General features: G+C 42.6%; 9 protein-coding genes and 2 pseudogenes. 3 read left to right on the top strand and 8 right to left on the bottom strand.

Going from position 1 to position 16,119, the window contains the following annotated elements:
* Window position 1: 1 nt before the first annotated feature.
* The 3 genes and pseudogenes from AACW30_RS01885 to AACW30_RS01875 all read right to left on the bottom strand — a co-directional run.
* On the bottom strand, window positions 2-2,059 hold the full coding sequence (locus AACW30_RS01885; protein ID WP_200622430.1) for a hypothetical protein: 2,058 nt from the start codon (window positions 2,057-2,059) through the stop codon (window positions 2-4).
* Window positions 2,052-4,379 (bottom strand): hypothetical protein, encoded by a 2,328-nt coding sequence (locus AACW30_RS01880; protein ID WP_200622428.1) that lies wholly within the window; start codon window positions 4,377-4,379, stop codon window positions 2,052-2,054. Before AACW30_RS01880 ends, AACW30_RS01885 begins: the two co-directional genes overlap by 8 nt.
* Before the next feature lie 514 nt (window positions 4,380-4,893).
* Window positions 4,894-5,685: pseudogene (locus AACW30_RS01875) on the bottom strand (YifB family Mg chelatase-like AAA ATPase); the annotation flags it as partial.
* Between the two features lie 48 nt (window positions 5,686-5,733).
* Between AACW30_RS01875 and AACW30_RS01870 the strand changes: the two are divergent.
* The 3 genes from AACW30_RS01870 (at window position 5,734) to AACW30_RS01860 (ending at window position 10,068) form a co-directional block, all read left to right on the top strand.
* A complete protein-coding gene (locus AACW30_RS01870; protein ID WP_200622426.1) occupies window positions 5,734-7,416 on the top strand; it encodes a recombinase family protein in 1,683 nt (560 codons plus the stop codon).
* Window positions 7,417-7,670: 254 nt separating this feature from the next.
* Entirely contained in the window at window positions 7,671-8,060 is a 390-nt protein-coding gene (locus tag AACW30_RS01865) for a hypothetical protein (protein WP_200622424.1), read from the top strand.
* A 256-nt stretch (window positions 8,061-8,316) separates the two neighbouring features.
* The gene (locus tag AACW30_RS01860) at window positions 8,317-10,068 is read left to right on the top strand and encodes a replication endonuclease (protein WP_200622416.1); all 1,752 of its coding nucleotides are present in this window, start codon (window positions 8,317-8,319) and stop codon (window positions 10,066-10,068) included.
* A 3-nt stretch (window positions 10,069-10,071) separates the two neighbouring features.
* Here the strand turns inward: AACW30_RS01860 and AACW30_RS01855 are convergent, their stop codons facing one another.
* The 5 genes and pseudogenes from AACW30_RS01855 to AACW30_RS01835 form a co-directional block, all read right to left on the bottom strand.
* Window positions 10,072-11,598, bottom strand: coding sequence for a relaxase/mobilization nuclease domain-containing protein (locus AACW30_RS01855; protein ID WP_200622407.1), 1,527 nt, complete (start codon window positions 11,596-11,598; stop codon window positions 10,072-10,074).
* A gap of 6 nt (window positions 11,599-11,604) precedes the next feature.
* Entirely contained in the window at window positions 11,605-12,357 is a 753-nt protein-coding gene (locus AACW30_RS01850) for a hypothetical protein (protein ID WP_200622397.1), read from the bottom strand.
* Between the two features lie 266 nt (window positions 12,358-12,623).
* Window positions 12,624-15,095, bottom strand: a complete 2,472-nt coding sequence (locus AACW30_RS01845; RefSeq protein WP_234452431.1) for an AAA family ATPase — start codon at window positions 15,093-15,095, stop codon at window positions 12,624-12,626.
* A 30-nt stretch (window positions 15,096-15,125) separates the two neighbouring features.
* Window positions 15,126-15,251 (bottom strand): annotated as a pseudogene (locus AACW30_RS01840) (hypothetical protein); the annotation flags it as partial.
* Window positions 15,252-15,463: 212 nt separating this feature from the next.
* Window positions 15,464-15,727, bottom strand: a complete 264-nt coding sequence (locus AACW30_RS01835; RefSeq protein ID WP_058421153.1) for an accessory factor UbiK family protein — start codon at window positions 15,725-15,727, stop codon at window positions 15,464-15,466.
* Window positions 15,728-16,119 lie beyond the last annotated feature (392 nt).

Raw genomic sequence — 16,119 nt, 5'->3', positions numbered from 1 at the left:
GCTAGCTCTCACTTACGGTTATTGATATCAGCATCTCATCGCGATCTTCAATTGAGAGAAAAGTGGTATCAATTTTTATTTTTTCATTTCGTATCAACGATTTATAGTAGCTCTCCAGGCGCTGTCGCTCGATGACCTTGAGTACAGTAGTGGGGGGGAACACGCCGAGTTTATTCAAGAGGTCTTGGACGGCTGCGCCTTGGGTAATAGTTTCTTCGGCTAGATACGCAGATTTGATGTCAATCATTTCTTTATTACCTACTACCGTCGTCAGATATCGATAAATTTGTTTGAAATCCATGTGTCCAAAGTAGTAGCTAAGCACGGAAAGGTTGCCGCGCGTATTCAAGTAAAAGAAACTTACTGCAAACGCCCTTCTCAATTGATGTTGCCTTACGTAGTAACGTCTTTCATTGTAGGAGTCAGTCTGAAAATAATCACAAAGAATATCCAGGTGGCAATTGTATTTTTTGGGATCTGGCTTGTTGATTCCCGGTTTACGCTTTAAAGAGAATCTTCCAAAGCAATTGGAGTTCTTAATTTGTTCAGGTGATAAACCGCATTCTTGATGAAAACGCTCTAGCCTGGAAAGCATGCGTGTAACTAGGGGTATGACAGGGATGTCATGAGTGAGCCTGGCTTCACCAATGCCTGTTTTCATTACTAGAGTCGTAATGCAATTATCTTGACCATTTAAATGCTTGAACTTGATGTTTAATAGCTCGGACTGCCGGCGAGCGGTAAAAAACCCTACTGCATACTGAATGCAGCCTAACAATAAATAGTATGTCTGCAAAGCGCCTTCGAGATTACGCATACGCTCTAATGATTGCGCTGCGGCGCCAGGGGTGAAAGTTTTTTTTGCTGAAGCGCATAAATCCCAGGCTGTAAAAGAAATTGGCGCATTGATATTGGCGGCTGTTTCTTTTAAGAAATATGCATTGGGAGTGAGACCCTCCGTAGCAGCACCTGAAATCAACATGGAAAAGTAATTTAATATGGAGTCGGAATGCGTTTCATAAAATAAGATGCTTTTCCGTAATAGATCAATGGTCATCGTGTGTGGTAGAGTCACATAACTTCCTACTTGGGCAAGAAGTGTTGTATGGTCGTTATTTGCGAGGGTGTCTAAACTTAGGTTGGGGATCTTGAGCTTGCTCTCAGAAAGAAACCGCTGAGACATAAAACCTCTCCGTACCTCATTATACCTTAATGCAGTCGCGCTAGAGTTATCCTGACGAACAGGTATATACGGCAGCTCACGACGATGTCCGTATACCGATTGTATTTCCAACTCATAAGGAAGTGGCCGCATGTGGCCGGCCATAATGCAGTGTGGATAAAGTTCTTTCACTAAGGCTGCTGTCTTGATGTGCCCTGGCCAACTCTCTCCTTCTTTAATTTGATAAAAATTGTTATGGTAGAGCCACACCCGGGCACGAAAAATCTCTTGGTCATCTAATGGAAAGTAACGCGTTTGTGCGCCTGGAATGGGCTCTAGGAATATCGGATTTTTTTGGACGAAATTTTCAAAGTCATAGAGTTGTTCTTCCTTGATTTTATCGAGCATAAATACGCTCAGGGTTTGAGACCAAGAGTAAATAGACTCGTGTGAGCTATTACATTTGAGGAACTCATTCATGTAGCTATTGATAGTCCCCGGAGTTACGAGTCCGAACCCATATTCATATAAGCGAAGAGTTTTTGCGTTCAAAAATAGCTTGTCAATCAACCGAAGTACGCTCCAAAGCCGTTTTTTTGCATTGGTCAACTTCATTTTTCTTATTCGAATGGAGCGCGGGAAGTGTTGTTCATGTATCCATTGTTTAACTAGCTTAAGCAACTCATGGTTGGATTTTTCAGTTAGAAGTGTGCCGTTGCCAACAGGGATGTTCAAATCAATATCGAAAATCTTTTTTCCAAATTTGAAATACAAGACGCCTTCATGCTCACAAGAAAACCAAGGAGAAACAAATCCGTCAACATGTACATTTGTCTTGACGCGTAAATGTTCTGGTAAAGGAGCAAGCACGATTGTCCTTGGAATAACATTACGCATATACAGCATCCTTCACCAATGCCATATCAAGATCTTTTAAACCTTCTGCGTATATTTCTTGAAGATATGGATCGGGGTTTTCAGATGAATAAATCCATCGACGTATAGCTCCAGAAAAGGCGGCCCAATATATGCCTTCTGGGTTTGCGCGTGTCGGTTCTAGCTCTATTGCTTGTTCGATGCTCGTGAGAATCGCAATTATACCAGCGTCTATGCCGATGATAACTTCGATGCCGCCAGTTGGGCCGATATCCTTCGTCGGTCGTTTGGGGTATGGCAAATGCAAGGCTTCGCGGAGGTAGTGATCAAGCTCCGCGCGTGTAGCAAAACCTGCTAAATTAGCTGTAGACGGATGGCCATCTAACGCTTGGATGAGCACCCTTGTATTCCACTGTATGATTTCCTGGCGCATAAGCCACAACAACACCAGGTTGGGCACGTAACGCTCCAGAAGTCGCAGGTCGAAGAAAGCGTGGTCTAGATCGGTCGACGCGATAGATAGATCCATATGATCTATCACTTTCAGCACTATGCTGGTGTCTCGGGCTGAGTTAACACTGAGATTGTCCGAAAGATATTTCGCATCCGCTTTGGTGAGACCCAACATTACAACCATGGATTCTGCGTTGAGAAATTTGGTTCGGCTAGTGCCAGTCATATCTGTCGTTCTAACGCCTGTAGGATGGCCGAATCCTTTACCTGTCATAATGAAAAGTCGGCGATGGAGTTTAGGGCTCACCTGGGTTCGTTTGAGATATGTACGAACTGGATGCGTGAGTCGTATTAACACCCGCACGGCCCAAGCTGTCTCGGAATTAAGTACAACCTTTTGTTCTGGCTTTTTTGCGCGGGGCTTGGCGCCAATGAGGAAATCTTCTTCTACTTGAATTTGACCATCGGCAATAAACGTGTACTTAGGAACCGTGCATTTGTCCAAAAAGGAGTTGGTGATCTCCTCGTGCTTCGCTGCGAGATATATCGTGAATGGCGTGAGCATATGCTGCTTTGGTATGCAGAGCCACTCCGACAATTCTCGGCTGAGAAGTTTAGAAGATCTAGGTTCGAGTTTGGTAAAGTGACGATGGCTAGGATAAAAACCATCTGTCATATATATGCGTGTCGTATTTATCCGTTCACGAATTAGCGATGCATCTGATAAGTCTGACCGTGACGTCTTGGGGAGCGGGGCAGATCCAAACTTCGTGATTCGGAGAAGCTCATCCAACCGCGCCTCAATTGACTGGATGAAATGTTCCGCCCATTTCACAGAAATGGATAGATCCTGACGCATCTGTCGAAATATAGCTTCAATCGCTTTGTCGTTGGTAACGTGCATAGGAATGGGTGTAATTGTCTTGCACTTACAAATAATTCCTCCCTCAATTTTCTTGACGTTAGCTGCCAGTCGTTTTGCTTGCTTGCTGATGTCGCCCGGAATAAGAGGGATGTCGTCGGTTGTTATCCTTCCAGAATGTGGTGCAGCAATAACTTGGTGTGGTATCAGATACCCTACCATGAAAGTTCTAAAATGCGCATTCCAGTCATTGATTAGAACATGTTGAGAGCAAGGCCTAGCCCCTGATTCTTTTTTTCCTAGGTTGTATTGAATATGGAAATTGGCAAGCTGCTCGACCAATTTTGAAAACGTGCGGGTATCTAATAATTCTGCTTGGGTATATATGCAATGTTCGCTACCAAGAAAGCAAATAAGCGAATCCAAGCATGGAATGGTGGAAGTTGTCCTCTCCGAAAAATATTGCGAGCATGCCTCATACAGCCTCTCAGTATAATACCTGCCGTATTTTAGGTAGATGGGAAGTAGTTTCAAGTGCATGCTGTGGCTGTCATTAGATACTGTCCATCCTTGCCACAACCAAACTTTCTCCGGGTTTAGTTGCAAGCTTTCTGAAAGTGCTTTGCAAGCCTCTCTTAAGTCTGAATTTTTCTTCCCCATAATTGTGCCCAGCGAAATAGTTGGCGTGTATTCGTTCAAGCTGCAAACTTTGTCGTGGAGATTGCCTAAATGTCGGGCGTAATCTTCATTTCGCGCTTTAGTGCCGTCTAGTATTTTTCCGCTCAGAATAAGCCCAATGCATTTTTGGAAAACATTAGTGAGAAACTGAGTGCGTATTTGAGTTACTGTCAAATTTATCCCGGTAACTTGAAGGATACACTCTATGACGCACATTATTCTCGCCGACCGGCTTGCTTGCGTTTTTTTCAACGCCTGATTTGCTGCTAATAACTGTATGGCCGCATCAATGTCTAAGTTCTCTTGTGGGTGTTCAGACACAGCGATAAGGCTTTTGATAATAGTCATAGCATAAACCGTTTGGATTTCACCGAACCTTAGCAGGCGAGGTTTAGTTTCTCAACACGCTCCTTCGAGCTCAGAGCGGTAATGCGTATGCTCTTGGTTGTTGCTTGGAGCGAATGGCAGATATGAATATTATAAATTGACATGTTGAATATACTTTAACTTTACCCTTAACTTGTTTTTTTAAAGATATTAGCGCCAGGTTTATCTAGCGATGACCAAGTCAAAGCGCTAAGAGAGCCTTACAGTATGTTTTAAGTATATCCATAGTTATAACTAAGAAGGGACGGTTGAGTCTTCGAAAATCGAGGTGACGAACGGTCGGGAATCGACTCTGGTCGTTCTCAAATGCAGTTCGTGTGTCAGCAGCGACGCATTGGGAGTTACCAAATCCTAGGGCGCAATGCTAGGGCGCGCTTTGAAGTGAATCATCGTTCACATCAGCTCTTTGCCTTGTCAGTCCTACGATACTTAGGCTTAGCGCAAATGAACGACTCCGGGGATAAAGCAATGCACTGAGCTCATCCAGAAACAATACGCCGTGGTGGGCGAGGGTGATTTCCCCCGGTTGCGGTTTTGACCCGCCGCCCACCAGCGCCGGCCCCGAGGCCGAGTGGTGTGGCTGACGGAACGGCCGGTGCGGCCAATGGCTCAGTGGTGCGAGGCTGACCACCGACTGGATCGCCGCCACTTCCAGCGCTTCCTGCTCGCTCAACGGTGGCAGCAACCCCGGCAGCCGGCTGGCCAGCAAGGTCTTGCCGGTGCCGGGCGGCCCGCTGAACAGCAGGTTATGCGCGCCCGCCGCGGCGATCAGCAGCGCGCGCTTGGCCGCCAGTTGGCCTTGTACTTCGCTCAGGTCTGGATAGGGCTTGTTCAAGTACTGCAAGCCATCGGACTTATAGGGCTCGATCGGCACCTGCCCATTCAGGTGCGCCACCACTTGCAGTAAGTGATCCACCGCAATCACCTTCAACCCAGAGGCCAGGCACGCCTCCTCGGCATTCGCCCGCGGCACTATCACGGTGCGTCCGGCCTTGCGGGCTGCCAGTGCTGCCGGCAACACGCCTTTGACTGCGCGTACTTCGCCGGACAGTGCCAATTCGCCCAGGCATTCCACGTCATCCAGCATCAACGACGGCACCTGCAGGCTTGCAGCCAGGATGCCCAAGGCAATCGCCAAGTCAAAACGCCCGCCGTCCTTGGGCAGGTCGGCGGGCGCGAGGTTGAGGGTGATGCGCCGGGCTGGGTATTGCAGCGCGCAGTTCAGGATGGCGCTGCGCACGCGGTCCTTGCTTTCCTTGACGGCGCTTTAGGAGCTATATAATAGACACCTGTTCTATGCCGAAGGGTCTATCAAGTGACTGCGCACATATACAGCTATAAGCGAATTTCTAGCCGTACCCAAAAGGAAGGAACGGGTATAGATAGGCAAGAGGCCCTCATCAGTGAGTACCTTGCTAATCACAAGCTTGAACTGACTCGCGAATTTATCGATCTTGGCATATCAGGCTTTCGAGGTAAGAACGCACGTATAGGAGCTTTAAGGGAGTTTCTGGACCTGATTGCTACTGGTGCTATCAAAGCCAATGACGTGTTGCTGGTCGAGAATTTCGACCGGCTCACACGTATGAATGGTATTGATGCAACGAAGCTCGTTGTTGATATTCTTTCCGCAAAAATCATCATAGTTACCCTTGCTGATAACCAAATTTATGATTACCGCCAAGAAGACCATTCGAGCATTTTGTTCAAAATCAATTTCGTATTGAGTCGTGCCAACGAAGAAAGTCGGATTAAACGGAATCGGTCGTTAGGCGCCTGGGCGAAAAAGCATAACGAAGCAAAATCTTCTAATAAGGTGATGACAAAAAGATTGCCTTACTGGGTTAGGTTTGACGATGAAACTGAAACATTAAAACTTGACTCTAATAGGGCTGATGAAGTCAGAAAGATTTTTGACTTATTGGAAATTTATGGATGTGCAAGAACAGCTAATGAAATTAATAAAACGCCTACCGACAAGAAATGGACTTTGATAGCAGTTCGGCATTTGTCTCGCGCTAAATCTGTTTATGGGTGCCTTGAAATTTACAAGACAAAATCAGAAAGCGGGGAAAGTGTAGATTATGAAGAGCTGGAAAATTATTATCCCGCAGTAATTTCAAAAGAACGTTTTTTTAATCTACAAACAAAACTAAACATTCGAACCGAAACCCACGAAAAAGTTGGTAGAGAAAGCAAAGGGTTTAGGAATATTTTTAAGGGTGTTATTTTTTGTGAGCATTGCTCCACTGCGCTCCATCAGAACTTTACCAAGCGAAAAGGTAAAGAATATATGTATTTGATTTGCGCGAAAAGTTTGGTGGGTGCATGTCCTGCTGGTCGTAAAATCTTCATCCCGTATAATTACATCGTGGAACCGTTTTTACTTTATTACAAAAATTATGGACTAGAAAAAATCATTAGAAAATCTGGTGACGTACAAAGTCTTGTCGAAAGTCGAAACGCTTACAATGCAGAGATTGAAGATAAACAAAGCACGATTGAGAGAATTGCTGAAAACATCGAACTAAATGGCGGAGATATTCCAAAAATCCTTTTGACACGAATTAGGAAAATTGAAGCCGAAATTAGTGCTTTGAATATTAAACGCGATTTGGCAGATGTTGAAATAGCCAAGATTAATATTTATGTCGAGGTTGAGCAAGCCATTAGTAGGGCTGATATTGATGAGTTGCTGGATAGTGAAGAAGGGCGTATTAGGTTCAATATGCTTTTGAAAGAGAGCCAAGTACAAATCAGAGTTTTAAAACGCTTTGAAGATAGTGAGCCATTTGAGGGGCAAGACTTTAAAGACGAACATAAAATGAGCGAGGTTGTGATTAATAATAAAGCGAAGGGCTTTGGGGTGAGTTATTACTTTGATAGAAAGCACGCTATGTTGTCGGGTGGTACTTACTACTTCTATACAAAGAAGCTTGTGGGTGGGTGGAAGACTGATTTTACATTGCCGTTAGGTTCACGTGCTGATTTTAACTAAAGGACGACTCGCGCTGAATCGCCCGAACGACGCATAGTCGCGGGCGCAGTATCTGGACGTGAGTAATCCACCTTGACCCGGAGGGTCAATCAGTACGGGTTAATCAACAAGCAGGGCTAGCCAAACAGCTTTTAATGCTTTTGTTTTTCTGCTACACCGGGTGGGGTACGGGAGATTAAAGAGTAATAAAGTAAACTTGGATAAAAGCCGGGCTTCCGAATGTTATAATTAAGCAATAATAAAAAACATCCCACATGGAAGATTTCTTTAAATTCTCGTTAGTGTTGGTCTTACTATGTATTGCGGTAAGAGCCGGCTATTTTGAAGACGCAAGCAATGTACCAGTAGGTACTGTTATTGAAACTAAAGTATCAGCGAAAGACAGGCTAACTGACAAAGAAAGAAAAGAGTCTATAAGAGCTTTTCAAATGGCTGCTAACGACTGTAAAAATAAAGACTCATTTGATGACCGTGGTAGTACATTGCTACAGACAAGCCACTCATTTAATTTTAAGGCCGGGACCTGTGAGGAAGCAAAAACATTATGGACGTTAAAGGACGAAGATTTTTGGAGGGAGCCTGAATATATTAGCAAGGGTGTTACTGTAAAAAGCTACTCTCTCCCAACAAATCCTTATTTCTAAAATTAGTCGAGGGGCTGTACTTCTTGACCGGTGATTACCTAACGCAATGTATAGCCGAGCCGTAGGCTAATGCTTTTGATTTCCTGCTTTTGATTTTGCTCTTCTTGGATAATTCTAAAACAACTCTCACAAAATAGATAAAAGCCATATAACAAAAAGGTTTTATCATTTAATTCAAACGGCTGTTTAGTTTTTCGATTCCATTAATTAAAACGATTGTTTTAATTTAGGTCAGAAAAAAAGAGCCGAAGCTCTTGTGTTTTTCTTACAAATGTTAAGATGTAGCTACCAAACAAACAACTTAACAATGATTTACAATAACAGCATACCATTTTATTTCCAGCGCGCAATATCAAAAGAACGAAATAAAGAAATTTTTCTCAATAAGTTACACTCTCATTTCGAAGCTAAAAAACTAATTAATGAAATATCAAATTTCAAAAAATCCGGCTTCGACCACGAAAAAACCCTGCAAGAACTTCATTCAAGCTTAAAGCCTGTCAACGCAAGCAGCAAACTTGTATCTAATCTTCAAGAAGTATGTACGTCTTTCTACGAAATGGAAGTGCTTGTAAGGGCGAAAACGTTGTGTACAGCAAATCAAAAAAACAAGTTACGATATACAGAGTCCTTGTCGTCGTTCAGGCAGTGGGATAGGGACGCAGTTTGTCTTGCAATTGTGATTAATAAACTATTTTTGCATATAACAAAAAGCACGAAACTAACAAAAAAAGTAATCGAGCTTTCAATGTGTAAAATCACTCGCCAAGAGTTGTTAAGCATTGAGCTAATACAAGGCGTTAAAATTAGAGACTTGAAAGCAAGCGGGACAATATTGGATAAGCTCGATAAATATTATGAAGATGAAGATTTGATTTATGAGTTTGATTTAAACTTGTGCAGTAACGACGAAAAAAGAAGGTTCAACGGCTTTCAGAAACACAAAAGAATAATAAGAAAAATCAGAGTCAGAGAAAATGAACTGATACAGCTTTCCAATAAAGCTATTGGCTCGCATAACAGCTATTGCAGTAATGTCGCTCTTGAATATCGCAAGTATGTCGATGACTGTCAGGCTGACTATCTCAAAAACTCTTATATACAATATGGCAATGATGAAAAAACACAAAAGCCATTGGCTGATGTAGTAATGACTCCTGAACGACGTGTTGCAGAACTATACTCCTGTGTGAAAAATATGGAGCTTGTTGCAGAGCAAAGAAAATATGTATGTTTATTTCTAACTGCGACTTGCCCGGCTTCATTTCACGCAAACCCAAAATTTGGAAAAAATACGTGGGATGGCTCAACTCCACGCCAAGCGTCAGATTATTTGAGTAAAAAGATAGACCAATTGAGTAAGGCTCGCAATCGTTACGAGCTTAATGATTTTGGGCTTTGGACGAAAGAATTACACAAAGACCAGTGTCCGCACTTGCACGCACTATTATTTGTTTGCCCCACAAAAGTCGATGATTTAATACTTCATATAAATAGAATCTTCAAGCATTCAGAAAAATCAACGACCATTGAAATAATATCTGCTGAACAAGCTAAAAAACACGGTAAGAAAAAAGCATCTGCATCTACTTATGTAATGAAATATCTAATCAAAGCAATACAGAACCCCGATAGTGAGTCGTTAAAAGTAAAGGCGGGCTGTATGATTTGGGGCATAAGACGCTATGGATTTTTCGGAGTTGAACGAGCAATATCAGTTTGGCGAAAATTTAATCGCTTCGTAAAAATGGAAGAGTGGCAAATAAAGCTTGAACTTAAACACCCCGTTTTTAGAAAATTAGCATCCCTGAGAAAAGAGTTAAAATTTTTAGATTTTTGTAAGGTCGCAAAAGAACGTCTGGTATGGATAACAGAGCTTAAAATTATTGAGCGTCTATACGATTTTGAAGAAATGGTTGTTTCTAATGTTGGGTTGAGGGTCGTAGGGTCTAATGTAGAATTAGCGACGAAGATAGATTGTTCAATAATTTACAAAGACAAACCCTAAAATTTAGGGCTTATGTACTTTTAATGGTTGCAGTGGGTGAATTCCAACTTCACCTTGCCGGGTTAACTCTTCTAACAATTTCTTATCAGTCTCTTGATTGTCGAATATTTGTTCTGCTTTTGATTTTACTTTGGTACTAGTAGACGTTACCGATTTTTCTTTTTTAGGTTCTTCAGGCTTTTCAGTTTCAAGAGCTTCAATGTATTCTGATTTTAAATGGCTAGGGAATAAATCAGAGAACGAAACTGGCGTTTTTAATAAATCATCGATCTCGAAGTTTTCTTTTTTCAGTGCAGTAATATGACGTTCAAGAAGTAAGATTTTTGCTTTTGGGTATTTTTCTTGATTGGCTTTCACACGTTCGAAAAGTGCAGACAAGTCAGATTTTGAAGGTTGATAATTAGAAACTTCTAAACCCATCATCGCAGATACCAACCATGTTTTACGTTTAAAATCCTGCGAGCCGGTGAGGTAGAACGGTCCTTTAGTGCCTTGTGCGATCAAAGCCTGCATTCCTGCTTTGATACTCATTTCATTTGGGTTTATGAAAGAAACGCTATTAGTATTGACCGTAAAGCCCGTTTTGTATTTCTCGTTTTTGCTTGTGTAGTTCACACCATCCACGGTTTGGAATTTTGTATAAAGGCTTTCACGGCGGTTTGGTTTTGGGTCTGGGTCTGTACCTGGACTCGAAGAAATTTCGGTAAATTCATCTGCTGGCAATGGAGACTCAAAGCGCAAGATTAACTCGGCAATGCCATTTTCATCGAACCTGTATTTTTCGACCAATTTGCTAATTTGGAAGCCAATTGAACTTGGCTTTATAGATGTCGAACCTTTGGTGATGTAGTAGCCTGACAGCCTCGCAGGGTCGGTTTTGCTCTTGTTGGCACGAATAGTAAACCCTTTATCAATCATCGCCTGAAACAACGCCTCCGGCGTTTTGGCGTCGGAAATAATGCCTTTCAACTCGTTCTTATATTTTTTTTCATCCGACTCTTGACCAGTGCGACTTTCGTACTGTTTGGAGGCGTAATTTAATCGGGTCGGATTTGGGTCGTTCCTGCTGTCCGAAATTTGCTCATTTTTGAGTGAGTGTTTTTTTTCGAGCTTTTGCGCAAGAGTCTCCAAGGCGCGATAATTGTCTTTTTTATAAAATGGTTTATTGTCAAAATCTCTATTTTCCATAACCAAATGCAAATGGGGGTTGGTGGTGTCTCTGTGAACCGCGAGCAGGAAGTTACGATTTTCGCCAAAATGGCGTTTAACCAATTCATTACCAATAAGTAGCAATTTGTCATCTGTAATGTCTTGATGCTGTTCTTCAAATGAAACGATATAATGCATTTCATTACTTTTCTGCTTTGCTGTTAAACGACTATTAAAATCCGACTCGATAGACTTCGCTGACTCATTAATATTACCCATATTGATTGGAATATTGCCACCGATGCGAGCGGCTTTATTTAAAACGTACTGGGCGAGATTTTTGGTATTGGGCCGAATGCGTGGAACTTCTTTAATTAACATTTTGTCTCAACCCAATATCACTTCAATCAGGTCAGTGCTACCGGCCATAAGTTTATCATTAACTGTATTTATTCTTGAGACAAAATACTCTAGCGTCTCTTTTAATTGAGATTCTTTATTCGAGCTTTCAACGACATACCTGTTGATATAATCGCAGACTTTAATCAAGTTCTCATCATGGCTAAACGAAATATTAGGGTTTGAAAATATGGCTTGATAAACGGAGAATTCATTTAAAAATTTATATAGCTGACTGAAAAAGGGTTTATCTTTTTCTTCAAGAGTTAGTAGCTTACTTTGGTAAAGCGAGAACTCTTCTTGCGAAAAACTAATCGTATATTGCTTTTCTCGTTTTGAAAGCTGGTCAATAAATAAGGGATGGTTTATAGACGCTTCAATGTCTGGTTTTTTTGAAGTTTGAATTGAGAATGACTCAAAAAGTAACGGCTTTATATTTACCCTTGCTTCCAATATCTTGTTAATGGAGTTGCTGATTAGCTTTATTAGCGCGGGGTCTTCTGTTTCAATCCTATTTAAGTTTGTATGCAGATTTACAATCATTTGATTGTACTTTCTAAACTCTACAGCATTTGTGTTTGTTGAAATTACAACGTAGCTACGTCCGTTTAAAAAATACTGTTTGAATGCATTTGATAGAGAAAATTTTGTAGATGATATTTGATTGTATTCTTTCCTTAACTGCTCAATAACGATTGAGTTTATCTCTGTTAGGCGCGCGCTTAATTTATATTTGCTCATAATGAATTTGTTGGTTATAGAGATATAATAGCATTTTATATTTAATTGCTGGCATATCAGATGTTAGTTTTGATTCGATTTAGATACGACCCTTGTGGGAGTAGATTTGCCCCCGTAATGACCGATAGGGAATGAGTGGGGCAAGCATAAACAACCGAACGACGATAGTCGTGATGGTTTTTTATTCTGCTTGCTTCTTTTGATTTCGATTAAAATTAGACTCCCTGACAAAGCAGAATTTTAATTCTGTTTTGTCAGGGATGTAGTTACTGAAGATTAGTACTGTCAAGAAGCGCCTGATATTGGTCAGGGTCTTTTTGCTTCATTGTGTCAAGCACGAAATTTGCCAGCTTGGTAATTTCGGGAACATCAAGAGGTCTCATACTTCTATCGAATATTTCTTCCAAATGCGATAGCTCGTTATTGACTCTATTTGCCAAGCTTGTGGCTATTTGGTCTCCTCCAAAAAAAGCCTTTAACTTTTCATCGTTAGATTTGTTATTCGGAAACTTGTAAAACAGATAAGCTTCAAGGAATTTTCTGAGGTTGTTCCCGAAGTTATAAAATGATTCGTGCCCGATTTCTATAGCTGTCGAGTTAGCACAGGCATGTACTTGGCTGAACAAATAGTTAAATTCAGTAACGTACTGCTTCAGATACTTGGGCATCAATTTCAAATGACTTACATCGTTTGAGCGCTCAAGTATAAAATACTCACAGTCAATTTTGGGTTTGGGGGAATTATCCATCGGTTTGGATAGTTTTTTAAGGTACTTCAAGAAGTCTAAATTATGAGTCGAGATGAAAAGCTGACTATACTTATAGGTGTTTTTTTGATTCGGTATCTTTATTGGGCTTGCAAGTACGTGTTCTATGAGACTATAGACGAAGAAGATATGGTTGCTGTCCAAGCTTGAGATTGGGTCATCAATCCATACGATAAGTTCTTTTCCCTGCGTCTCAACGTCCTCTAATTTCGCAATAAAGTAGCAGAAAGCGACGAGACTGCACTCTCCTTCACTGAGATTTTCCGCAGGCAAATCACCACGAAATATTTTAAAGTTTATTTCTGTTACCGCTTCATTATCTAACGCTGACAGTTTTAATCCGGTATGACCAAAGTGATTTTCGAGGTAGTGATTGACGCGCTCCGCTCCTCTTCTTTCGTCTTTGAGTTTGTTCTTTAATGCCTGAATATCTTTTTCAAGCTGAAGTATTTCTGTGCTTGTCTTGCTTTTGGTTTCGGCTTTTGAAGTGACCTCGCTATTAAGGTCATCTATCGCGTTAAGCTCTTTTTTATAGGATATATCGGTTACAAATTTTGAAACTTCGTCGAGACGCAATACGGTTCTTGCGGTTGATTGGTCATTGTCTAGAGTTTCCGTTTTCTTGTTGTGTTTTGTTACCACCTCTGACACAGAACTATAAATTGCACCTATGTCTAAATTTTCCGGCATTAACGTGGGTGTGGGGAATGTGCGGAAAATATCGTTAAGGCGCAATGATAATACAGTAGTAATTAATAGTAAGTTGTCGTCATATTGCTTAATGGCCTCTAAAAACTGCTCATTTAAGCCTGAAAATTCTTCATGGTAGGTGCTATAAAAATCCAACTGCTTTATCGGCAGCGATTTAGGTAACTGCTCTCGCTCTGTATTGACTCTATCTAAAAGCGCTTGGATGTCAGTCCGCAAGCTGTCGGACTCTTTACTGAAGTGCGCGTCTAATTTTGCCCATAGGTCTGCCGGTATCGGACTACCACAAAAGGCACAGGTTGACCGAACATTTTTATGGCTTTCAATTCCCTCACGAACCCACTTTTGCAATAAAGCATCATTGATTAAGTCCTGAATGCTTTGTGTTGGCTTAACTTCCTTTTCAAGCAAGAGCCGTGCTTCCGCCAAGAACGTGTTTCTTTTATCGGTAAATTTTTCACCAAAAACTATTTCGGGTTTTGCTTGGTCATTCAATAACGTAATGAATTCAGCTTGTTGTTCAGGCGTAAGGTTTGGCTGTGGTTTCTTATCCAGAGCGGTAATATCAGCCTTGATGTTAGTAATCGTATACGTGAATTGCCTGTAGTTCGGATTTGTTTTTATAGGCCCGTTGGCTTTGTCACGAAGTTTGCTATCTAATCCAGTTTGTGCTGTTTTCACTCGGCCTTGAACTGCCGCTAAATCTTCTGACTCTATTTTTAGTCGATTACGCAGACTACCAATAGTATCTTCTGTTCCGAGTAGACTCTCCTTTTCTTCAATTTCTTTTTCGAGCGTAATGTTTTCATCACCTAACACAGCGAATGGTTTTATACTCCCGTCAGGATTTGAAAGCCATCGAAGATTATCGTCAACAAAGTCTTTGTTGTACACTCTGACGCTGTATTGGCAAGTATCTAAATTTTGCTGGTTTAGTAGTTCAGGCCCTTCATGTGAGAAGCTGTACTCTGCATTTTGATATTTATCATGCTTCTTTTTTAATTCTAGACTTCGGACGATTCTTGAAAGACTGGTTTTCCCGGAATAATTTCGACCATAGATAATGTTCAGCTTTTTAAATTTACCTATGGTCCTACCTTCATCCCTTACTGAAACGTCCCAGTCAAACTCCTTGAAGACAGCGAAATTCTTAATTTTATTGATTTTTGTGAACACAGCCCGCTCCTTGTGCTTGTCGATGGTGGCAGATTGCTTGCCCTCTACAATCTGGCACACACGGGGGGCTAATTGAAGAACAAACATTTTTTGTTTTTGTCTGTTAAGTCGCTAGTAAATCGCGGTTTCCGGCAGACCCACCAGTGTCAGAGATGGCAGACCATTGGCCATGTGCACTTCAACCGTGACGGCAGGGGCTTCGACGCCAATCTGGGCGCGGCTGTGGACGATGGCGAGGGACATGCTCGTTCCTTGAGTGGAGGGCCGCTTCCTGCGGGTTTTTCAAGGGTAGACGAGGTGGCGAAGAGCGAGGGGGGGAGGTTTTACAGAACGTATCCAGAGCGCAACGTAGAGCAAATGTGGGAGCTGGCTTGCCTGCGATGCGGGCGCCTCGGTGTATCAGTTACACCGAGTCGATGCCATCGCAGGCAAGCCAGCTCCCACACTGAGCGTGTTTATTCAGCAGCAGGTGGCGTCAGCCGCGCTTCCAACTCCGCGACTTTCGCCTCGAGGCTCTCCAGCCGTGCGCGCGTGCGGGCCAGCACCACCATTTGGCTGTCAAATTCTTCACGGCTCACCAGGTCGAGCTTGCTGAAGCCGCTTTGCAGCAGCGCCTTGAACTGGCTTTCGATTTCGTTGCGAGGCAGCGGGGTTTCGCCGCTGAACAGGCGAGAGGCGTGGCCGCTCAGGGCGTCTAGGAGATCTTTGGGCGCGAGCATGGGAAACATTCCGGAAAAACTGTTGGCGGGCAGTGTATCACGCAGCGTCTATAGTCTTTTTCACCGCCTGGAGCGCACGCTTTTCGCGCAGTGCTCCGGGCGGCTGCGCACTGTTTTTGTGCGCATTGGCGTCGCCAAAACGCCCCGCAGGTGGGCATAAGTGGGCAAAGGACTGATTTCAGTGATTTTTACGGAGCTGGCAAGCTTTCTGCTTAGACGATCATGACCCATGCACTGATGCAGTCGCTGTGACGAATGCAGTGCGCCGACGGATCAGGGGTACAGGTTTCGTCACCAGTGGTTCGCTGGCGTCGCAACGGTAAATGCCGAGGCGACGACGCGTTACAAAGCCAGGCACTGCGCTTAGACTTGAGACGGGTTTGTTTTCCTGG

The organism is Pseudomonas sp. MF6747 (assembly GCF_963890955.1).
In the GTDB taxonomy this organism is placed as follows: domain Bacteria; phylum Pseudomonadota; class Gammaproteobacteria; order Pseudomonadales; family Pseudomonadaceae; genus Aquipseudomonas.
The sequence above is the reverse complement of the archived record's forward strand: the minus strand, read 5'-3'. Positions and strand labels throughout refer to the sequence as shown.